The following is a 20,617-nucleotide window of genomic DNA, read 5'->3' on the forward strand; positions in this document are numbered from 1 at the left end:
CCTTCCACAGAAAAATGACTGAATGTCATTCATAAATATTCTATATGACCAATTGATAAAGTGTCAACACCCAGATTCTATTAACCCCAAATATTTTAAATTTCTTAAATCCACATGTATATTTCTCAATAATCTGTCAATAATGCTAGTAACATAAGATTTTCTCCATTCCCCCTTGGAGAGATCCCTTAAAAAGAGCAGTTAGCTTTTGCTAGCTGCTCTTTTTAATTTGCCCGCACACTATGATGAAATACTTATAGATCAAATTCATTTTTCATCACGTAATAAGAAACGGAGGATTTTTTAATCTATTTATTTTCCAACGAGGCTTTGTATGCAATAATTTTATTTTCAAGCATCTTCTCTGTAATTTCTAAGTTTTCTCTTTGAGTTTGAATAGATTTTTTATGATCTTCTAACAATTGCAAACGAGCCCCGGTTGTATGCTCCCCTTCTGTATATAATCTAGCGTATTCTCTTATTTTCGCTATCGGCATTTGTGTTTGTTTTAATTTCATTACAAACTGCAACCACTTTATATGTGACTCTTCATAAATTCGATTCCCATTTGTATCGCGATTTGCAATTAATATATTTTCCTTTTCATAATAACGTAATGTATGTGTGCTCATTCCTAATAATTTAGCTACCTCACTAATTGTGTACATACTCGTACTCCCTCCGCATGCCATTTATCTTCATATATTTTACTGCTTTATCAAATTTATAAAAAACATTTGACTTAGAGTATACTCTAATAAATAAAATCTAACCATAATAATTAAGTTGAATTTAGGAGGATTTTATATGAAATATACTGTTATTACTGGTGCTAGTTCAGGAATCGGCTATGAATCAGCTTTAGCCTTTGCATCTCGCGGAAAAAACTTAATACTTGTAGCTCGAAGACAAGCAGAATTAGAAGAATTAAAATTGAAAATTAACGAAATGAATCCGAAATTGGATGTTGTCATTCGAAAAACTGATTTATCCGTCACTGAAGAAGTTTATAAACTGTATGAAAGTCTACAAAGTTTTCAAATTGAAACGTGGATTAACAACGCAGGTTTTGGTAATTTCGCCTCAATTGCTGAACAAAATTTAAACAAGATAGAAACGATGTTGCATGTAAATATAGAAGCACTAACAATACTATCTTCCCTTTTCGTTCGAGATTATTCAATGATCGAGGGAACACAGCTTATTAACGTTTCATCAGGCGGTGGATACACGATTGTTGCTGATGCTGTTACGTACTGTGCTACGAAGTTTTATGTAAGTGCATTTACAGAAGGGCTATCTCACGAACTAAAAGAACAAGGCGCAAAACTGCAAGCAAAAGTTTTAGCTCCTGCTGCAACTGAAACAGAATTTGCGAAACGCTCATTTGATATTGATGAGTTCCAATACGATAATGTTGTACCGAAATTCCACACTGCAAAACAAATGGCACAATTTATGCTCGACCTTTATGATAACGATAAAGTTGTAGGAATTGTCGACGGTTTTACGTATAACTATGAACTTAGAGATCCACTTTATAATTTTGCCGTGAGACAAACGAATTCAAATTCTTAATAACACTCTCATTTCTTATTGAAATATAGATGCCCACTATTATTTACATAATAGTGGGCTCTTTTTCTCTATAAAATTTTCACCCAACATACCGAACCATCGCCACCTCATCACAATAATCAACCTTTGGACAATGTCTGCAATCAATCCACACTTTCTCTGGCAATGCTTCTTTATTTACAAAATCAAATCCACACTTTTGAAAAAATACTGTTTCATACGTTAAGGAAATCACTCTTTTTACATTTATTTTCGTAGCTTCCTCCATCACATGATTTACGAGCATACGCCCTATCCCTTTCCCTGCATATGTATGCGAAACGACTAAAGATCGTACTTCTGCAAGGTCTTCTCCTAATACATGCAATCCAGCAACTCCAACAATTTTCCCGTCTTCTTTCATAACATATAAACATTGCAAATATTGATAGAGAGACAAAAGAGAACGCGGTAAAACAACTCCCTCTTTTGCGTAAATTTCAATGAGATTATAAATTTCTTGCACATCACTTGTGACTGCATTAAAGATTTTCATATTATATCCCCTTGCCTCTGGTATTAATATTTATAACTTTCAATGAATTTTAATTCATAATTTTATATAATAATACATCTCTCTTTTCTCCCAGTCAATCATTTTTCTGAATATTACACAAACAAAAAACCAAGCAATCTAATCGATGCTTGGTCCCTCATTTCGTATCGGCAATACCGTCGAATATTTAATTTCACGCAGTGCTAAACTCGTCTGTATCCGTGTAATCCCTAACTTATTTAACTTTCTAATAAACTGCTCCAGCTCTTTACGATCACGGTTCGCCACCTTTAATAAATAATCGTACTCTCCTGTTAAACAGTGACATTCTAACACTTCCGGCATCGATTCTAATTCTTTCTCCAACACTTCCAGCTTATCCGATTGATGAATATTCGTACTCATAAAAATAAAACATAGTAAATCAAACCCAAGCTTTTCTTGATTTAAAATCGCAACTTGCTTATCAATGAAACCTTCTCCATCTAATCTTTTTATTCTTGCGTGCATAGCAGCCGGCGATAAATTAACACGGCGTGCTAGCTCTGCATTACTTACTTGTGACTCCTTCTGCAATATATCTAAAATTTGTACATCCAAATCATCTAACACTTTAATAACAGACGACTCCATTACAATTTCCCCCTTTTTTCTTACCGATGATTATTCGAAAAAACACCTTATAATTTATATAAAACTGAATATTTTTCTATCAATAACATTTACAACAAAACATTTTATCGAGTTTTTATCATTATACAAAAGAATATATTACATAATAAAGAAAAATGCTAAAATTATTTACAATTCACATTGATCACAACAAAGGGGATTTTAGCATGCCTTATTTTTATGTCTTTTTACTATTATTAACGAGCTTATTATGGGGAGGAAATTTTGTCGTTGGGAAATCACTCGTTGATCATGCATCACCGATGACACTGACAAGTTTAAGATGGATGATTGCGATCGTTTGTTTATTACCGATGGTATGGTTTAAAGAAAAGAAAATCATTCCACCACGTGCTGCAATACTTCCATTAATACTGATGGGAATTTCAGGGGTCGTTCTTTTTAACATCTTTCAATTTTTAGCATTAGAAAAAACATCCGCAACGAATGTAGGCCTTATTTCTACATTAAACGCGATCTCCATCGCATTATTTTCTGTATTATTTCTAAAGGAAAAAGTAAATACACTTCAAATTCTATCTATGACTCTTTCATTCTTTGGCGTTATTCTCGTACTTTTAAAAGGTGATTTCTCACTTTTATTTTCACTACATTTTAATAGTGGAGATTTATGGATGATGGCGGCAGTTTGTATTTGGGGAATCTATTCTGTTTGCAGTAAATGGGCAACAAAAACAACTTCACCGCTTATGGCGACGTTGTATTCTGGTATTTTCGGCGTTATTTTATTACTGCCATTTAACATAGGTAGCTTCACTGTTTCAAATATAGATACGTCTTTCATAACATCACTTTTATATACAGGGCTTATTTCCACAGTTCTTTGTATGGTGTTTTGGAATATCGGTGTACAAAAATTAGGAGCTACAACGTCAGGGATTTTTCTAAACTTCAATCCGATTTTTACAGCAATCTTAGCATTCCTGTTCCTAGGAGAAGAATTAACGTGGATTCAAATTTTCGGGACAATTATCGTCGTTACAGGGTGTTATTTATTTTCTCATTTCAAAACTGTTGCTGTTCAGCCAACTAGAGCTTTAGTGCGAAAACATTCCTAACTAAAAAACATTATCCTTTTTACGGATAATGTTTTTTAGTTCAAGATATTATTCATTAGGGACAAGTTGAAATTTCCGGCCTGCATTAATAAAGGGCAGCAGACATATATCCTCTTCTGCAATCACTCCAACAACGTTCACTTTCTCATCTACAGGTAAATCATGTACAACAACTTGCATCTCCCCAGCATATCTACCGTACAATTCATTATCAATTGTAATGCTGCCTCTTTTTCTTGCAATTGTATGCATCGGTTGTAACACAACTTTATTTCCTTCTCTTGATTCTACAGAACGAATGACATCACGTGCTGGGTCTAATCGATTTGTATGCACTTGCTCTACCACTTTTAATACTTCACTATCATTTATAAATGATTGATACCGCACCGGAATAATTCCATTACTTGCAATCGCAATTTCTTGTACACTTTCTAGGCTCCCGCTTATATCTCCAATTAGCACTTTATCAACGTCACACTCTTGAACAAGTTCTAAATATGCTTCAAGTGGGCGCATATTGCGGTGTTTTTCTAACGTCGGTAAACCTTCATATAACGGACCGCGTTTTTCCCCATCTCCCGGAATGAATGCCATCGTTTTTATTCCGCACTCATGTAAATATTGATTTTGCTTTTGTAAGAATGACTTTGCTAGTCCTGTTTCTGGACGCGGATAAAAGTTATGCCACGCTTCTACACGATCTACTCTTATATTTTCCGCAAGTAGCTCTTTCCAAAATGGTTCTGTAATCGTACTTGCGTTTAACGCTACTTTCATCTTATGAGATACACTCGCAATTTCTTTCGGCTTGATGCCGTAATCCATTCGTAAACCCGTAATGCCCCACTCCAATAACTCTTCCACATTTTCATACGATATTCCTAAATGATGTAACGATTTCGGAGAGACATCAACCATTAACTCCATTTCATTTTCGAGAGCTTGTTTCCCAAGTATTTGAATTAACTCTTTATACGTATTTGGATCATCTTCTGGAATATGAAGTGATGTGAAAATAGATGAAAATCCGTTTTCCTTCGCTACTTTCAACCACTCTTCTTGTTTCTCTACTCTCTCTTTTGAAAGATAAATTGAAACTCCTATCATATAAATCTCCCTCTCTATTAATAGAAAAAGAGAAAGGAAATCCCTTTCTCTTTTTCTATATATTTTCTGCCATTTCTTCTTTAAAGCCGAAAAAATACGTAAAGATGAATCCGAAAGTATATGCAACTACTAATCCAAGGAAATATAATAAATATTTATTATCAGCAATTAATGGGATTAAAGATAATCCTGATACGCCAATTCCGAGTGCAGCTGTGTGCATAACTGCTTGGAATGCACCACCAACTGCTGCACCTAAACAAGCAGTAAGAAATGGTTTCCCAAGTGGTAATGTAACCCCGTATAATAATGGCTCACCAATTCCTAAAAATCCAACTGGCAATGCACCTTTAATTACGTTACGAAGGCGTTTATTTTTTGTTTTTACATAAATCGCAATCGCTGCTCCTACTTGCCCAGCGCCAGCCATTGCGAGTACTGGTAATAAAGGCGTTACTTGCGTTTGATTAATAAATTCCATATGAATTGGTGTTAAACCGTGATGCAATCCGACCATAACGAGAGGTAAAAATGTTCCGGCAAGCACTGCTCCGGCAAACGCTCCACCAATATTTAAAATAGCATTAATCCCGCTTGTAATTCCTTCAGATAAGAAACCTGCAACTGGCTGAATTGCTAACATCGTTACGATACTGACAACTAATACAGTAATGAGTGGTGTCACGATAATATCAACTGCATTTGGCACAGCTTTTCGAACTTGTCTTTCCACTACAACCATAAGCCACGCTGCAAAAATAACTGCAAACAATCCGCCCCGTCCGGGTACTAACGCTTCACCAAATAATTTTACGTTCGCCATCGCCGGGTTGAAAATTAAAATACCAGCAATTGCCCCAAGAACCGGTGTCCCGCCAAATTCTTTCGCTGTATTCCAGCCGACTAAAATTCCTAAGAATGTAAAGATACCGCCGCCAATAAGTAGTAACATCTGTAGCCATGTAGCATTCGGATCAGCACCAGCGTTTTTCGCAAAGTTAGCAACCCCGTTTATAATTCCCGATGCAACAAGACCAGGAATTAACGGAATGAAAATACTTCCTATTTTTCGTAAAAAGTTTTTCATTGGTGTATTATTTTTCTTCTTAATCTCTGACTTCATCTCTTGCCCAATATCTTCAAGATGATGATCTGCTACTTCACCAATTCTGAGTCCTGTTAAACCTTCCATTTCAGCTGCTACTTTATTTACCGTTCCTGGACCAACGACAACTTGGAGCGTCTCATCTTCAATGACCCCCATAACGCCTTCAACCTTTTTCAAAAGGTCCATATTCACTTTACTTTCATCATGAAGCGTTAATCTCAGTCTCGTCATACAATGAGCTATGCCACGAATATTTTTTATTCCCCCAAGTTGCTCTGAAATTTCTTTGGCCATTCTCTCTTCTTTCTTCATAATAGAATCCCCCTCCCTATTATTTATAGTGCCTTCTTCACAAAACCTTTCGCTTCTATTAATTTCTCTAACGCTTCCCCATACTCACACTGCAATAACACCATAACAATCGCAGCTTTCACGTTACGTTCTGCCTTTTCGTAATACTCTGTCGCTACTTCATAACTAGCACCTGTTGCTTCTACAATAATTCGTTTTGATCGTTCTACTAACTTCTCATTTGTAGACTGAACATCTACCATTAAATTTTTATATACTTTCCCCACGCCAATCATTGAAGCTGTTGAAATCATATTCAGCACTAATTTTTGTGCTGTACCAGCTTTTAAGCGCGTTGATCCTGTTAATATTTCTGCACCTGTTTCTACTTCCACATTTAGTTTTGCATATTTACTTATTTCAGCATGTTTATTACAAGAAATACTAGCTGTACTCGCTCCCACGCTATTTGCGTATTTCAAGCCGCCAATTACATAAGGAGTTCGACCACTTGCTGCAATTCCAATCACAGTATCTTTCTCGTTTAATCCGATACCTTTTAAATCTTCTTCTGCTAACTCTTCGCGGTCTTCAGCACCTTCTACCGCCTTAGTAAACGCTTTCAATCCACCTGCTATAAATCCTTGCACCATTTTATCATCTGTACCAAATGTCGGTGGGCATTCCACTGCGTCTAAAATACCTAAACGCCCACTCGTACCAGCCCCAATATAAATTAATCGGCCCTCTTCTTCAAAAGATTTAATGACAGTTTGGACAACTTTTTCAATCTGTTCTATCTCTTTTTCAACTGCTAACGCAACAGTTCGATCTTCTTCATTCATACTTTGTAACACTTCTTTTATGCTCATCTCATCTAGGTTCATCGTCTTCTCATTGCGATGTTCTGTAGATAAATTTTCTAACATGTTGTCACCTTCTTTGAAATTTAATTTCATACTTTTATTATAACTTCAAGAAATTTAAAATCAACATTACTTTCTTATTTTATGAAATTTTATTTCTCTTCATGACGAATTTATGTCAGTATACAAAAAAAGATGGGTTTCCCCATCTTTTCATTTTAACTTCCGTAACCGCAGAGCTTCTTCTCTTGTCTCCATAAATTGATCTAATACTTTATTACCAATTCTGTTGAAAGTAATCACATATAAAGCATCAATCATATTCAGTTGTGTCATTCTTGAAGCAATACTCGCGATGCGATGATCTTGCTCTACGTCCGGCATACAAAGACGAATGTCTGCCTCTTTATATAAAGGTGATGATTGATCAAGCTTCGTAATTCCGATAACCGTTGCCCCTTGTCTCTTCGCATATTGCGCCATTTCAAGCACATCTTTCGTACGACCAGATGTTGAAATCGCAACAAAAATATCGCCTTCTTTTAAATTTGTTACGAGTGGCAACATCATGTGAAAATCAGATAGCATCATCGCCGTAAATCCGAGCCGCGTAAATTTATAAGCACCGTCCATCGCCGGAGTAGCTGATCCGCCTACTCCGTAAAATATGATTTTATCCGCATTTACAATACGATCCGCTGCTTTCTCAAGTTCCTTCTTATCTATAGCAGTAACACTCGCCTCAATTGCAGCCTTATTCACATATGTAACTTTATTAAACAAATCATACGGTCCATCTTCTGTATTCATCACTGAAAAATCATTAATATTATAATCAGCAATCGTTAATTCACGAACGAGCGCTATTTTAAATGCCTTAAAGCTTCCGATCCCAATCGATTTACAAAAGCGAACAACACTCGCTTCACTTGCGCTTGCATTCGTTGACACTTCTTTCGTCGTTAAGTTCGGAACAATCTCTGCATTCTCCATTATATACATGGCAACCTTCTTTTCAGCTGGTGAAAATTGATCCATATTATTTTCAATTTTAAATAGTAATGTTGAAGCTTTCACTATTTAACCTCCACTTCTTACGGTTGCGTTCACTTATTTTCTCTTGCTTCATGAAGGTAAAAACCATCATCGCCAGGAGGATGAAACACATTTACAATGCGATTTCCTTTTTGATAAACAGTTCTTTCCCCTTCTGTCCACTTCTTTTCCCAACCGTTCATCCAAATCGCAACACTAGGTAAAAAAGCAGTGTATTTAAGCTTCTGATCGTACTCACCATCTGCTTCTTCCGAGAAAATAGAAACCGGAAATTCTTTCACTTTTGATTCTTTCCATGCAGTAAATGGTATGCACAATAAAAGGAGTATAATTACACCTATAATCTTCTCCTTAGTAATCTTCACGTATTCCTCTCCTTGCCTACATCATATACATAGATTTTACCATAATTACAAACCCTCCATGCTACATGACCATTGCTTTTTACAATAAAAAAAGAGCTTACCTACATCAGATAAGCTCTTTCCTTCTATACGAAATATTTCTTCAAAAGCGGCGGCGTAATAATTGTCGTTAATATAACAACAATAACAATCGCTGTGAAATTTTCTTTCGCTAATAAATTCGCCGTAAGTCCATTCGCCGCGATGATAAGCGCTACTTCTCCGCGTGATACCATCCCCGCACCGATACTAATAGAAGATTGAAGATTGAACCCCGTTAGTCTTGCTCCTAAACCTGATCCTATTAACTTTGTAAAGATCGCAATGAGCGTCATAATAATAATGAACCAAAGCTGGCTTCCAATGCCTTGAAATGTAATTTCCATTCCAATACTTACGAAGAACACCGGTACGAATATCGCATAAGCAATCGGTTCAATTTTATGTTCTACTTCATGCTTATACTCTGTTTGAGAAATGGCAATTCCGGCTGCAAATGCTCCAATAATACCTGCAATTCCCATCATTTCACTGTAATACGAAAAAGAGAAACAAATAATAAGTGCCGCACTAATTAATGCTTCCGATACACGAAGTGGGACAAGCATTTTCATAATCCACGGAACAACTTTCCATGCGATAAAAACAATACTTACAAAGAAAATAAGTTTCTTTGCGATAACAAGTGTTATATTCACATCTTGTGTTCCTAAAAAGCTCATAACAAACGCTAATAGAATAACGACAATGACATCATCAAATACAGCAGCACCTAAAATAGTTGTACTTTCTCTCGTATTCATTTTTCCTAAATCACGTAACGTTTGCACCGTAATACTAACCGATGTTGCGCAAAGTAATAACCCTAAAAAAATTGCATGAGATTGTATTAATCCAAACAGCAATCCTGTTACATAACCACCGATGAAAGGAAAAATAATTCCACCAGCCGCTACTGCAAATGATGATTTCAAATTCCGATTTAACTCTTCTAAATCTGTTTCAAGCCCAGCCATAAACATGAGTAACAAAACACCAATTTCACTCAGTTCATCGATAAGTTCCGAACTATTAATAATACCGAGTACAGCAGGACCGATAATAATACCAACAATTAATTTACCAAGTACAGAAGGCTGACCAAGTCTAACGCTAATGTCACCAGCTAATTTCGTACAAAGTAAAATGACGACAAGTTCAAAATAAAATAACATAGCATCTTCTCCTACTTTATAAAGTAAAACTTTAATCAGTGGGTTTTCTTCCCCAAAAGCTGATTGTTAATCCGCATCGCATCCATTTCTGCGCATAGTTTCCCCTATTAATCCGCATTTTATTTGTCACATTTTCATTTGACAAAATATTCTGAATTATATTAAGATTAATCCAGCAATTTTAAAAACTACGTACCATAACTGTACCTCCATATACTTACGTACTCTTTTTTAGTGGGCTCATACTACATTCGCAGTTATGGAAATGAAAAAACGGGGGGAGAGTCCAAAGTGAAGTCATTATTACGAAAAAAAGCGCTTAGTACTGAATCACCAAGACAGCTAGAAAGAACATTAACTGCACTCGATTTAACGTTTTTAGGAATTGGCGCCGTAATTGGGACAGGAATTTTTGTATTAACAGGTATTGTAGCGGCGAAGCATTCTGGTCCTGGTATTATGCTATCATTCCTCATTGCTGCCTTTACTTGTGCTTGTGTAGCCTTTTGTTATGCCGAATTTGCTTCTTCTATACCTGTCTCAGGAAGTGTGTACACTTACGCATACATGACAGTCGGAGAAATCGTCGCCTTCATCGTTGGTTGGTGTTTAATGCTCGAGTATTTACTTGCCGTCGCAGCGGTAGCTGTTGGATGGTCTGGTTATTTGCAATCATTACTTCACGGGTTTAACATACACCTTCCCGCCATAATCGCCTCGGCCCCTGGCGTCGGAAAAGGTGGTCTGATCGATTTACCAGCTGTTTGTATTTTACTACTCATTACTGGCCTATTAAGTTTTGGTATACGCGAAAGCGCACGCATTAATAATATTATGGTTCTTATAAAGCTAGCTGTTATTATCGCCTTTATTGTAGCAGGCGCAAAATATGTAAAGCCTGAAAATTGGACGCCTTTCATTCCATTCGGATACGACGGTATTATTACTGGAGCGGCCACTGTATTCTTTGCCTTTTTAGGGTTTGATGCAATCGCAACCGCTGCCGAAGAAACGAAAAAACCACAGCGTGATTTACCAATTGGCATTATCGGTTCCCTTCTTATTTGTACTGTTTTATACATGATCGTATCTTTCGTTTTAACAGGTATGGTTCCTTATACACAATTAGATGTTTCGGATCCAGTTGCATTTGCCTTACATTTCGTTGGTGAGGATACAATTGCAGGGCTGCTCGCTGTTGGTGCAATGACAGGAATGACAACCGTTCTTTTAGTCGTTATGTATGGACAAGTTCGCGTTTCATATGCGATGAGCCGCGACGGTTTACTTCCAAAAGCGCTAGCGCGTGTAAATAAAAGAGTAAAAATCCCTTTATTAAATACGTGGATCACTGGTGTTGTTGCCGCTTTATTAGCAGGACTTTTAGACTTACACTTACTAGCAAACTTAGTAAACATCGGTACGTTAACTGCCTTTACATTCGTTTGCTGCGCTGTACTTATTTTACGAAAAACACATCCTGACTTAAAACGCGGATTCCGCACACCTTTCGTACCTGTATTACCAGTTGTTGCGATTCTTTGCTGTTTATATTTAATGATTAATTTGTCTAAAACGACATGGATTAGCTTTGCGGCTTGGCTTATAGTCGGCTTATGCTTCTATTTCTTCTACTCTAGAAAACATAGTCATTTAGCTACTGAAAAAGAAAAAGATGAAAAGAAAAAAGCATAAAAAAATAGCTCGCCTATAAAACGGCGAGCTATTCTTATGCGTTTCGTTAACGATTGTAAAACGAAAAATATACCAATGGTATGGAACACTTCAGAATGCCAATTCCGATCGTACACGAGCTCCACTTTTGCATACATATTTCCTTTACTTCGTTCCCTTCTTTTTCTTCTTCCATGCATTCACACTATCAAAGAAAAAGTTAATAAATAACGTGCCTAAACCCGCTAATAAGAAAGTCATTAAAAATAGAACCCAAATACTTTTATCTTTTAATAAATAATATCCTACAAGGAGCACAACCGCGATCCATACATATTCAAGAATTCTTTTTAGCTTTTTCTGTTCCAACTTATTCGCTCCCTTTTTCTATACTATTTTTAGTATAACAAAAAAGAAGCCTATCATGATAAGCTTCTTTTTCTTATACCTTACTTGTTGATACTTTTTTCAACGAGTGAAATCGCATGCTCTAATGTACGATTCATCGTTTCTACCTGTGCATCTTTTACTTTCACATCTTTTAATACAGCCTCTGCAACTGAAATTTTTTGCTGTAATGATTTCACTGAACCATCTGTTACATTGGCAGCTTGCGCTTTCTTTACGACAGCTTTAGCAGATTCAATATTGATTTGTAATTTTTCTTTCGGTGTTTTCGGCTGTTCTTCTGCTACTTTAGATTGTACAAATGTTACACTTGCTGTTTTTAATTCATTATACGTTTGAGTAATTTCTTCCCCAGTACTTGCTACATTTTCAAATGCTTTCTTTGCATTATTATAGCTTTTCTCTAATTCTTGAAATGCTTCCTTTGAATATTGACCTGGCTTATCACCAAATTCATACGTACCAGCTAACACTTCTTTTACTTTTCCAATCTCTTCATATAATGCATTTACTTGCTCTAACTTCGTACGAGTAGAAAACTCATTGTACGCTGCTAATACTTCTGAAGAATTTAATGCTTTACTATATAATTTTGCTAGCGCAATTTGACCATTTAACGGAATACCACCATTTCCATTACTATCTGGGTCCGCCCCAAATGCAAATGGTACGTTTGGATGATAGACTTTTCCTTGAGCTGGCTGACTATTTACTTTTTTACCATCTACGTAAATTGCTACTTCACTCCCGTTATACGTTCCTGTTAAATGATACGTTTTATTTGCTTCTAATTGAACGCCAACACGTTTATAACTTCCGCCAATATGAGCCCATAATTCAACATATCCACTTCCTGTAGACTCAAAACCAATTCCACCGCTCTCTGTATTTTGCAAAATACCTTGTCCTCGAATTTCATTCATTGAAAATACAGTTTCTAACGTAAATGAATTTGCTACTTTTTCTTTTTGTTCTGCTGAAAACGGAAGGTATCCAAATGTATTTGCTTTTCCGTTTAACTTCATAACATTCTTTTTCAATGCTTTATCATATTCAATAGTCACATTGCCCTTCACATCACCTTTTGTACCAAATGGTGAATTATCTTTAAATGTACCATCTGCGAAGTTTACATCGAAAACATCAGCCTTTGGCACTTTTACATTCGGGTCAATATTATCTTTTTTCGTTGTGATTTCTGCAGTTAACGGCTGTACGCTTTCATTGCCAAATGAATCAATTGCAACGACTTCAAGTAGGTATGTTTTCCCACCATCTAACCCTGCAAGTGTAAACGTAAGGTCTTTTGGCACTGGGTCACGGTAAAACTCTGAGAATGCTAACAACTTATTTTTAATTTCTCCTGTTTGTTTATCCTTTGCTTGTACGCGATAAGAATGAACAAGCAGATTATCCAACGCTTGCGGGAATGTTACTGTTGCAGCATTTTCTGTTACATTTGATACAGCAAGCTTTGCATCCTTAGCAAAATATGGCTTTTCTTTATCTCGATCTTCTACATGTGTAAATGTGTCTTTCTTTGCTGGCAATTTAATTTTCCAAGGCTCGCCTGTCCAAGAATTTGCATGGAAATCACGGCGATTAATCGTTACTTCTTCATCATCTACTTCTACTAATAAACCTTGGCTTAATGTACTAGCTCCTGGCGGGATATTTCCTTGTACTTTACCGCCTTCAACTTCCATATAACTTACTGAAGATGTACCAACTGATGTAAAGTCTTTTTGATGAATCGATCTCGGATCATCTAACGGATAATGTGAATGACCTGAAAACGTAATAACTTGCGGATATTCTTTTAATACCTCATTAATTTTCGCACTATCTTTTGTTCCCCACTCTTGACTACCATATACTGTATCTTTAATATGTTGATATAAAAATATGAAAATCGGTTTTTCTGGATCATCTGTTTGTGCCTTTGCCATCTCTTCTTTTAACCAATTAATTTATTTATCTGAATAATATCCATGAGTCGTCCCATCCTCTGGAGACATAACAAGGAAATGATACCCTTTCACCACGTTATGATAATAAATCGATTCCATTCCTGTCTTTTCTAAGAAACGCTTCTGTGCTCCCTCTACAGATAAACCATTCCAATAATCATGATTACCGAGAGAATTCATTCGTACCGCATCTTTATTGGCATTTTCATTATACACTTGCATGAAGCGATCATACTGCTGCACAGATCCTGAATCGGTAAAATCACCTACAATCACAAATGCATCTTGCTTCGGTGCTAGTGTATTGAACTGTTCAATCGCTCTTTTCCAGCGAAACGTATCATCAGTTCCACTATTTTTAATATGTACATCACTTACAACCGGAAAAACTAACTTCTTCTCACTCGCTGCCTTTTCTTGCTTTTTCTCTTCCGCTTTGACTGATGTACTCCACGGAATTGATACAAACGCTAATACAAAAACCATTAATAATCCAATAAGGCCTTTTACTTTTCGTAAAGCAGTTCTTTCCACGTGAATCCTCCTCATATAATGAATTAATTACAATGATTATTGTACTGAACGTATATTAACTTCGTTTAAATTAAAAATAAAATTTATTTCACTTTTGTAAATATACAGTCAATTTTACATGGAATTCCACATTTATATGAAACAGCCCTTTTTGTCTAATAGACACCTATTACTTTTCTAATCCAACAAATCATGAGATTTTATAAGCCTAGTAAACTATTTAATTTTTTCATTTTTTTGTCCATTTATTAACAACATCCTTCATGTTGTTACATTTAATAATAGTAAACAATCTTATGAAAAAGGAGGGATTCCATTGAAACCCCATAAAAACATCGGATGTTTTGCTCCTTTATCTATCATTTGTCAACCTACTTGTCCCCTGTCCTCCTCCTATTCCGCCACCTGAACAATGCGATGCTGAACTCATTACAAATGAATTCGCTGGTAATATTTTTATTTCGAATGATTTTATTCCAGCTTCTCAAAGACAATCAAAACAAATCTATCCAACATTAACTATTTGGAAAGACGATGGAAGTATTTCATTATCTGGCACTACTTCCGTATATAACAGTAAAAATAGTACAAATGCTTTAACTGTACAAATAGTAGGTAATAGTTCTAGTACTTTCACTGTTTTACCCGGTAATACCATTTCATACACAGGATCAAATTTACAATCGGTTTCCATAATAGATATCCCAACAGATCCTTCTACTTATATTGAAGGTCGCTACTGTTTTCAGCTCACTTATTGTAAATCAAGGCGAGACTGCTTATAAGTGCACTCTATTTACAAACAAACAACTATTACTTTTGAGAAAGGCCAAAAGTCCACAAAAAACCGTACAAACTAATGCATAGTTTGTACGGTTTTTATTAAAATATTACAATATTCTATGATAAAGTATAACGAATCGTCATACAGAATTCTCCTGTTTCTGCCGCCGCTGTTCCAAGGATTGTAACTGTATCAAAACGACGCACTGTAAAGGATGCGCTATTTCCAGATGCAACAACAATTGTTTCCACCGCAGTCCCTGCTATCCCACCACTATAAAAAACAATCGTAACAGGCCCTGTTCCAGTCGTTACTTTCAAATACCCCGATGCGTAAATATCTTGTGAAATATTATCCGCATAAATAATTTCTGCTGCTGCTGATGCAGTCCAGTCAATACACACTTTATCTTGCACAATCGTTTTTTGTGAATTTGCACAACATGAAAGATTTGTACTACAATTCCCCATCTTAATTCCCCTCTCTATGAAATTAAATATCTTGTCGTAATACAAAATTCCCCTTGATATGTTCCTAGCGGTGTAGCTGGTGTCGTAATTTGAATAATATTAAAACGACGGAACGTAAACGAAATACTTGTTCCTTCAGAAACGGTAAATGTTTGAATTGTTCCGCCGCCGGAGTCTAGTACTGTTACTGTAATTTGGTTTACGGGACTAACGCCCGGTCCCACATCGTAAGTTAAATAACCTGTTCCAACAATATTCTGGCTCACATTATTCGCATACACAGTAAACGTACTAGCTGCAGCACTAGACCACGGATTACAAACTTTATCTTGGACAAAATTATTACTATCATCCGGACAACACGTTAAAACTGTTCCTGAGCACTCACAAGACATAGTCTTTCCCTTCTTTCTTTTTTATTCCTTATATGTGTATGTCCCTCAGAGTCTTTTGCCTGTACTATTCATCCATTTTCAAAAATAATCACATCGTAATTTAAAGTAAAACTCCCACCTCAAAACTTTGCTTTACAGCTAAGTTTTAAGGTGGGAATCTTACTGCCCGCAAATAGCGAAATAAACTAAATAGATTCAGTTTTGTTTCGTTTTTTCATAAATTTATAGATTAATATACTACCTACAACAATAACCACAACTAGTAATATCGGTAGCATATATTGTCCAACAATATCCGCCGCTTTCCCCCAATGAGGACCTAACTTCATGCCAACATAAATATATAAAGCCGTTAATGGGAACATTGCTACAAATGTATATATACTAAATTTCCATATGTTCATTTTCGCCATACCACATGGTACAGAAATAAGCGTTCGAACTCCTGGAACGAAGCGTCCAACAAACGCTACAACCGGTCCATATTTCTCAAAGAAATCATCTGCTTTTTGAATTTGTTCTTCTTTAATAAAGAAGTATTTCCCGTACTTCACTAATATAGGACGCCCTCCGTAATAACCGAGCGCGTATAAAGTTAATGGTCCTGTCGTTCCACCAAGTGTTCCAGCTAATACAGCAAGCCAAAAATTCATATCACCCTCATATACCCAATATCCAACCATAGGCAAAACTACCTCTGCTGGAATAAACTCAAACGTTAACGCTAGCATAACTCCAAAATAAGAAAACTGCTTTAAATACTCAATTATATCTAAAATAATTTGCTCCATACTTTTAACTCCTATCCTACATTCATATTATGCTTCTCTTGCAATTGCACTGGTGCCATTTTTACAATTCGGTTCAAAATGAATAACACAATTCCAATATCATCTAAAATACCGATCAACGGCAGGAAGTCTGGAATTAAATCGAGCGGCATCGCAACATAACCAACTAAAAAAGCAATAGATAAGATTTTCTTCTTTATGGAAACCTCTTTTGAAGTGAAAAAGTCAAATAGGAATGGAACAAATCGGCGAACATGAAATACAACTCTTAATCTACTAATAAGTTTTTTCATTTTTATATCTCCTCTCTTTGTATACAAAAAGGACCCTACCAAATATGGTAAGGGTCCTAAAAAAGACAATAAGGGGCCTTTACCATTGCTGGTAAAGGTCTCACTAACAACGACACGTTGCCAATAAAGCCGAGGGTTTCTCCCTGTAATGACGACTTTACTGTAATAAGTTACTCCCCTTTATATACACAATTTTATACAATCACATTAAAATATTTGCTTAGGCTTGTCAATATTTTTTTTATTTGTATTAATACCATTACATTATAAAAGACTCTATTCCCCATCCTTTTTCGAAACAATTTGGAACTTTAAACGATCGGGATCATAGAAAATTATTCTTACTTCTTCACCATCGCATTCCTCCACAAATGATATACGATAAAATTCCAATTTTTTCTTTATTCGCTCGATATTTGTAGTTTTTAAAAATAGTTCCTTCACTGATGATGTGACAGTCTCTCTATACTCTCCCAGCCCCCTGTTTACAACAAAACAAATTCTCGTTGAACCAATATCATACCAAACACCTGTTACACGTAATTGTGGTCTCTCCTTACTCGGTTTAAAACCTAGAATCCCTTCATAAAAATATAATGTTTCCTTTAAGTTTTTAGATTCTAATACAACACTTGTTGTAATCCTTTCCATCCGCACTCCTCCCGTCTCTATTAGTTTTCTATATGAGTCATAATTTACAATTATGTACGAATACAATACATAGTGATGAATATTTCATTGATAAAGGAGGAGTGTAACATGGATAAATACATGAAATCCTACATACCTTTTCATGGACCAAACGATCCTTGCCCTCCAATTGGGAAAAAATATTACTCAACTCCCCCCCACTTATACATGGGCTTTCAACCAACTAATTTACCTCAATTCCCACCAAAAGAAGCTTTAAGAAAAGGAACTCTATGGCCTGCTTTTTATGATTATTATGAAAATCCTTACAAAAAAGGACGGTGAATAAAAACGTGACACAAACATTGCCGAATGAATATTACAAATGGATTGAAGAACTACAAGAGCTAGACTTTGTATTAGTTGAACTCACCCTCTATTTAGATACGCATCCCGACGATACTGCGGCTATAAATCAATTCAATGATTTCTCCTATAAACGAAGAGTATTACAGCAAAAAATTGAAGAAAAATACGGGCCACTTCAGCAGTTTGGAAATAGTTATTCTAACGCTCCATGGGAATGGAGCAAAGGACCTTGGCCATGGCAGATATAAAGGAGAGAAAATATGTGGATTTATGAAAAAAAATTACAATATCCTGTTAAAGTAAGCACCTGTAATCCAGCACTCGCAAAATTATTAGTTGAACAGTACGGTGGTGCAGACGGTGAACTGGCTGCTGCTCTGCGCTACTTAAATCAGCGTTATACTATTCCTGACAAAGTCGTTGGCTTGCTGACCGATATTGGCACCGAAGAGTTCGCACACCTAGAAATGATAGCCACAATGATTTATAAATTAACAAAAGATGCGACACCTGAACAAATGAAAGCTGCTGGATTAGACGCACAGTACGCTAATCACGATAGCGCTTTATTTTATCATAATGCAGGCGGTGTTCCCTTTACTGCTACTTATATTCAAGCAAAAGGAGATCCTATCGCAGATTTATATGAAGATATTGCCGCTGAAGAAAAAGCACGGGCAACTTATCAATGGCTAATTGATTTATCAGATGATCCCGACATAAATGACAGCTTACGCTTTTTACGCGAACGAGAAATTGTCCATTCACAACGTTTCCGGGAAGCGGTTGAAATTTTAAAAGAAGAACGCGATAAAAAGATTTACTTTTAACACACATATCTTCGTGGTATGTGTTTTTTTCATGTTAAAAGTTAAATCCTTCCTTATTAACATATAAATAGTATATTTATTCAGTTTTACGCATTATTTTAAAATATTTTCAAAATTCCCTATTGCTTTCTAGTCATCAGACCTTTAAAATAATAACAGTTACTCGACAAATTATTTGAATTTTCGACAAAAACACTCATTAGGAGGATTTTCTTTATATGCGTACAACTTTAAAACCAGCGCAAATTCTTTCGATTAGCCTATTGCTATTCGCAGTCTTCTTCGGTGCTGGTAATATGATTTTCCCGCCCCTTCTCGGACTTTCTTCCGGAGAAAACATGTGGGTTTCCATTACAGGCTTTATTATTACAGACGTCGGTTTATCTTTACTGGCTATCGTCGCTGTTGCCCTTGCCGGTGGTAGTTTCAACACTTTAGCGAGCCGTGTTCATCCAAAATTCGCAGCAGTATTCGCTATCATTATTTATCTTTCAATCGGCCCACTATTTGTTATTCCACGAACTGGATCTGTATCTTACGAAATTGGGATCGCACCACTTTTCCCAGATCAATGGTATTCTATGTTAGTTTTTAGCGCTATTTTCTTTACAGTCGTTTACTTCCTATCATTAAATCCATCCAAATTAGTAGATCATATCGGTAAAATATTAACGCCAATTTTGCTTGGAATTATTGCAATTATGGCAACAAAAGCAATTCTTTCACCAGGATCATTCTCTGAGCCTATCGGTGACTATAAAGACATCCCATTTTTCAAAGGATTTCTCGAGGGATTTTTAACATTAGATGCAATCGGTGCTCTCGTCTTATCAACGATTGTTGTAAATGCCATTCGCCAAAACGGTATACAAGATAAAAAGTCCATTGCGAAATATACAATTATTTGCGGAAGCATTGCAGCCCTTTTCTTAACGATTGTTTATTTCTTACTCGGTTATATCGGCGCTTCAAACGGAAACTTAGGACAATTTGAAAATGGCGGTCAGCTATTAGCTACTGTTATGTATCAATTCTTTGGGACAAGCGGGAATGTTTTATTAAGTATCGCGATTATAGCTGCTTGTTTAACGACTGCAATCGGTGTTGTAAGTGCATTCGCCAACTACTTCACAACAGTATTAACAAACGTTTCATACAAGAAGCTTGTACTATACGTTTGTATCTTTAGCTTCGTTATTTCAAACTTAGGTTTAAGCTTATTAATTAAAATCACATTACCTGTATTAATCATTTTGTATCCAATTACAATCATTTTAATTGTCGTATCATTTATTGATAAATATACGAAACGTAAACCTTCTGTCTACATCGGAGCGATGATCGCTGCATTCATTATTAGCTGTATTCACGCACTTGATAATGTGGGAATGATACCAAGTTTTATTGCTAATATCGTACACACAATTCCTTTTTATAACTTAGGAATTGGTTGGATCGTTCCAGCCATCATCGGTGGCATAATCGGATACTATATTCCACAAACAGCAGTTGAAGGTGAAGTTTCTACGAAATAAAGAAGAAGCAAGCATTGATTA

Annotated in this window: 22 protein-coding genes and 2 pseudogenes; 8 read left to right on the forward strand and 16 right to left on the reverse strand. The window is 36.0% G+C overall.

Annotated elements, in window-relative coordinates; translation table 11 throughout:
• Nucleotides 1-308: 308 nt before the first annotated feature.
• Entirely contained in the window at nt 309-668 is a 360-nt protein-coding gene (locus tag MR065_RS09870) for a MerR family transcriptional regulator (RefSeq protein WP_098989312.1), read from the reverse strand.
• A gap of 139 nt (nt 669-807) precedes the next feature.
• Between MR065_RS09870 and MR065_RS09875 the strand changes: the two genes are divergently transcribed.
• Nucleotides 808-1,578 carry an SDR family NAD(P)-dependent oxidoreductase gene (locus MR065_RS09875; protein WP_242213513.1) on the forward strand — a complete coding sequence of 257 codons (771 nt, stop codon included), beginning with the start codon at nt 808-810 and terminating at the stop codon, nt 1,576-1,578.
• Nucleotides 1,579-1,657: 79 nt separating this feature from the next.
• On the opposite strand, the gene MR065_RS09880 is transcribed toward MR065_RS09875, so the two are convergent.
• Both MR065_RS09880 and MR065_RS09885 read right to left on the reverse strand, forming a co-directional pair.
• Entirely contained in the window at nt 1,658-2,113 is a 456-nt protein-coding gene (locus tag MR065_RS09880; RefSeq protein ID WP_071771141.1) for an N-acetyltransferase, read from the reverse strand.
• 138 nt (nt 2,114-2,251) lie between these two features.
• Entirely contained in the window at nt 2,252-2,746 is a 495-nt protein-coding gene (locus MR065_RS09885) for an Lrp/AsnC family transcriptional regulator (protein ID WP_098268736.1), read from the reverse strand.
• Nucleotides 2,747-2,952: 206 nt separating this feature from the next.
• Between MR065_RS09885 and MR065_RS09890 the strand changes: the two genes are divergently transcribed.
• Entirely contained in the window at nt 2,953-3,864 is a 912-nt protein-coding gene (locus MR065_RS09890) for a DMT family transporter (RefSeq protein WP_242213514.1), read from the forward strand.
• Between the two features lie 48 nt (nt 3,865-3,912).
• On the opposite strand, the gene MR065_RS09895 is transcribed toward MR065_RS09890, so the two are convergent.
• The 6 genes from MR065_RS09895 to MR065_RS09920 form a co-directional block, all read right to left on the reverse strand.
• Nucleotides 3,913-4,974 carry a DUF871 domain-containing protein gene (locus MR065_RS09895; protein ID WP_242213515.1) on the reverse strand — a complete coding sequence of 354 codons (1,062 nt, stop codon included), beginning with the start codon at nt 4,972-4,974 and terminating at the stop codon, nt 3,913-3,915.
• Nucleotides 4,975-5,029: 55 nt separating this feature from the next.
• Nucleotides 5,030-6,394 carry a PTS transporter subunit EIIC gene (locus tag MR065_RS09900; RefSeq protein WP_242213516.1) on the reverse strand — a complete coding sequence of 455 codons (1,365 nt, stop codon included), beginning with the start codon at nt 6,392-6,394 and terminating at the stop codon, nt 5,030-5,032.
• A 23-nt stretch (nt 6,395-6,417) separates the two neighbouring features.
• On the reverse strand, nt 6,418-7,302 hold the full coding sequence (gene murQ, locus MR065_RS09905; RefSeq protein WP_242213517.1) for an N-acetylmuramic acid 6-phosphate etherase: 885 nt from the start codon (nt 7,300-7,302) through the stop codon (nt 6,418-6,420).
• Nucleotides 7,303-7,452: 150 nt separating this feature from the next.
• Nucleotides 7,453-8,316, reverse strand: a complete 864-nt coding sequence (locus MR065_RS09910; RefSeq protein ID WP_242213518.1) for a MurR/RpiR family transcriptional regulator — start codon at nt 8,314-8,316, stop codon at nt 7,453-7,455.
• 29 nt (nt 8,317-8,345) lie between these two features.
• Complete coding sequence (locus MR065_RS09915) at nt 8,346-8,660, reverse strand: outer surface protein (RefSeq protein ID WP_242213519.1); 315 nt, start codon at nt 8,658-8,660, stop codon at nt 8,346-8,348.
• Between the two features lie 125 nt (nt 8,661-8,785).
• Nucleotides 8,786-9,913, reverse strand: coding sequence for a cation:proton antiporter (locus MR065_RS09920; RefSeq protein WP_000899805.1), 1,128 nt, complete (start codon nt 9,911-9,913; stop codon nt 8,786-8,788).
• Between the two features lie 291 nt (nt 9,914-10,204).
• On the opposite strand from MR065_RS09920, the gene MR065_RS09925 reads away from it, so the two are divergent.
• Nucleotides 10,205-11,608, forward strand: a complete 1,404-nt coding sequence (locus tag MR065_RS09925; RefSeq protein ID WP_242213520.1) for a branched-chain amino acid transporter BcaP — start codon at nt 10,205-10,207, stop codon at nt 11,606-11,608.
• A 144-nt stretch (nt 11,609-11,752) separates the two neighbouring features.
• Here MR065_RS09925 and MR065_RS09930 read toward each other — a convergent pair whose 3' ends face one another.
• Nucleotides 11,753-11,956, reverse strand: coding sequence for a hypothetical protein (locus MR065_RS09930; RefSeq protein WP_000435802.1), 204 nt, complete (start codon nt 11,954-11,956; stop codon nt 11,753-11,755).
• Nucleotides 11,957-12,036: 80 nt separating this feature from the next.
• Nucleotides 12,037-14,499, reverse strand: a pseudogene (locus MR065_RS09935) (LamG-like jellyroll fold domain-containing protein).
• A 316-nt stretch (nt 14,500-14,815) separates the two neighbouring features.
• Between MR065_RS09935 and MR065_RS09940 the strand changes: the two are divergent.
• A pseudogene (locus tag MR065_RS09940) lies at nt 14,816-15,284 on the forward strand (S-Ena type endospore appendage).
• 115 nt (nt 15,285-15,399) lie between these two features.
• Here MR065_RS09940 and MR065_RS09945 read toward each other — a convergent pair.
• From MR065_RS09945 to MR065_RS09965, 5 genes are all read right to left on the reverse strand, one after another.
• Nucleotides 15,400-15,753 (reverse strand): DUF3992 domain-containing protein, encoded by a 354-nt coding sequence (locus MR065_RS09945; protein WP_097904021.1) that lies wholly within the window; start codon nt 15,751-15,753, stop codon nt 15,400-15,402.
• A gap of 14 nt (nt 15,754-15,767) precedes the next feature.
• Complete coding sequence (locus tag MR065_RS09950) at nt 15,768-16,148, reverse strand: DUF3992 domain-containing protein (protein WP_097904020.1); 381 nt, start codon at nt 16,146-16,148, stop codon at nt 15,768-15,770.
• A 185-nt stretch (nt 16,149-16,333) separates the two neighbouring features.
• Nucleotides 16,334-16,939: a DedA family protein gene (locus MR065_RS09955; protein ID WP_097904019.1), complete on the reverse strand. Its 606-nt coding sequence runs from the start codon at nt 16,937-16,939 to the stop codon at nt 16,334-16,336.
• Between the two features lie 11 nt (nt 16,940-16,950).
• Entirely contained in the window at nt 16,951-17,232 is a 282-nt protein-coding gene (locus MR065_RS09960; protein WP_097904018.1) for a YkvA family protein, read from the reverse strand.
• 276 nt (nt 17,233-17,508) lie between these two features.
• Entirely contained in the window at nt 17,509-17,883 is a 375-nt protein-coding gene (locus MR065_RS09965) for a VOC family protein (RefSeq protein WP_242213521.1), read from the reverse strand.
• 108 nt (nt 17,884-17,991) lie between these two features.
• Between MR065_RS09965 and MR065_RS09970 the strand changes: the two genes are divergently transcribed.
• The 4 genes from MR065_RS09970 (at nt 17,992) to brnQ2 (ending at nt 20,596) form a co-directional block, all read left to right on the forward strand.
• Complete coding sequence (locus tag MR065_RS09970; RefSeq protein ID WP_097904016.1) at nt 17,992-18,207, forward strand: spore coat associated protein CotJA; 216 nt, start codon at nt 17,992-17,994, stop codon at nt 18,205-18,207.
• 8 nt (nt 18,208-18,215) lie between these two features.
• The gene (locus MR065_RS09975; protein WP_000194957.1) at nt 18,216-18,479 is read left to right on the forward strand and encodes a spore coat protein CotJB; all 264 of its coding nucleotides are present in this window, start codon (nt 18,216-18,218) and stop codon (nt 18,477-18,479) included.
• 12 nt (nt 18,480-18,491) lie between these two features.
• A complete protein-coding gene (gene cotJC / locus MR065_RS09980) occupies nt 18,492-19,061 on the forward strand; it encodes a spore coat protein CotJC (protein WP_000265284.1) in 570 nt (189 codons plus the stop codon).
• Between the two features lie 218 nt (nt 19,062-19,279).
• A complete protein-coding gene (gene brnQ2, locus MR065_RS09985; RefSeq protein WP_242213522.1) occupies nt 19,280-20,596 on the forward strand; it encodes a branched-chain amino acid transport system II carrier protein BrnQ2 in 1,317 nt (438 codons plus the stop codon).
• Nucleotides 20,597-20,617 lie beyond the last annotated feature (21 nt).

Origin of the sequence: Bacillus cereus group sp. BfR-BA-01383 (assembly GCF_022663495.1) — a bacterium.
GTDB classification, from domain to species: Bacteria; Bacillota; Bacilli; order Bacillales; family Bacillaceae_G; genus Bacillus_A; species Bacillus_A cereus_AU.

What these genes read in the sequence shown, in the direction of transcription:
- MR065_RS09895 (WP_242213515.1), bottom strand. Translation starts at nt 4,974, where the DNA reads ATGATAGGAGTTTCAATTTATCTTTCAAAAGAGAGAGTAGAGAAACAA.
- brnQ2 (WP_242213522.1), top strand. Translation starts at nt 19,280, where the DNA reads ATGCGTACAACTTTAAAACCAGCGCAAATTCTTTCGATTAGCCTATTG.
- MR065_RS09875 (WP_242213513.1), top strand. Translation starts at nt 808, where the DNA reads ATGAAATATACTGTTATTACTGGTGCTAGTTCAGGAATCGGCTATGAA.
- MR065_RS09920 (WP_000899805.1), bottom strand. Translation starts at nt 9,913, where the DNA reads ATGTTATTTTATTTTGAACTTGTCGTCATTTTACTTTGTACGAAATTA.
- MR065_RS09945 (WP_097904021.1), bottom strand. Translation starts at nt 15,753, where the DNA reads ATGGGGAATTGTAGTACAAATCTTTCATGTTGTGCAAATTCACAAAAA.
- MR065_RS09885 (WP_098268736.1), bottom strand. Translation starts at nt 2,746, where the DNA reads ATGGAGTCGTCTGTTATTAAAGTGTTAGATGATTTGGATGTACAAATT.
- murQ (WP_242213517.1), bottom strand. Translation starts at nt 7,302, where the DNA reads ATGTTAGAAAATTTATCTACAGAACATCGCAATGAGAAGACGATGAAC.
- MR065_RS09870 (WP_098989312.1), bottom strand. Translation starts at nt 668, where the DNA reads ATGTACACAATTAGTGAGGTAGCTAAATTATTAGGAATGAGCACACAT.
- MR065_RS09900 (WP_242213516.1), bottom strand. Translation starts at nt 6,394, where the DNA reads ATGAAGAAAGAAGAGAGAATGGCCAAAGAAATTTCAGAGCAACTTGGG.
- MR065_RS09970 (WP_097904016.1), top strand. Translation starts at nt 17,992, where the DNA reads ATGGATAAATACATGAAATCCTACATACCTTTTCATGGACCAAACGAT.
- MR065_RS09880 (WP_071771141.1), bottom strand. Translation starts at nt 2,113, where the DNA reads ATGAAAATCTTTAATGCAGTCACAAGTGATGTGCAAGAAATTTATAAT.
- MR065_RS09960 (WP_097904018.1), bottom strand. Translation starts at nt 17,232, where the DNA reads ATGAAAAAACTTATTAGTAGATTAAGAGTTGTATTTCATGTTCGCCGA.
- MR065_RS09955 (WP_097904019.1), bottom strand. Translation starts at nt 16,939, where the DNA reads ATGGAGCAAATTATTTTAGATATAATTGAGTATTTAAAGCAGTTTTCT.
- MR065_RS09950 (WP_097904020.1), bottom strand. Translation starts at nt 16,148, where the DNA reads ATGTCTTGTGAGTGCTCAGGAACAGTTTTAACGTGTTGTCCGGATGAT.
- cotJC (WP_000265284.1), top strand. Translation starts at nt 18,492, where the DNA reads ATGTGGATTTATGAAAAAAAATTACAATATCCTGTTAAAGTAAGCACC.
- MR065_RS09965 (WP_242213521.1), bottom strand. Translation starts at nt 17,883, where the DNA reads ATGGAAAGGATTACAACAAGTGTTGTATTAGAATCTAAAAACTTAAAG.
- MR065_RS09890 (WP_242213514.1), top strand. Translation starts at nt 2,953, where the DNA reads ATGCCTTATTTTTATGTCTTTTTACTATTATTAACGAGCTTATTATGG.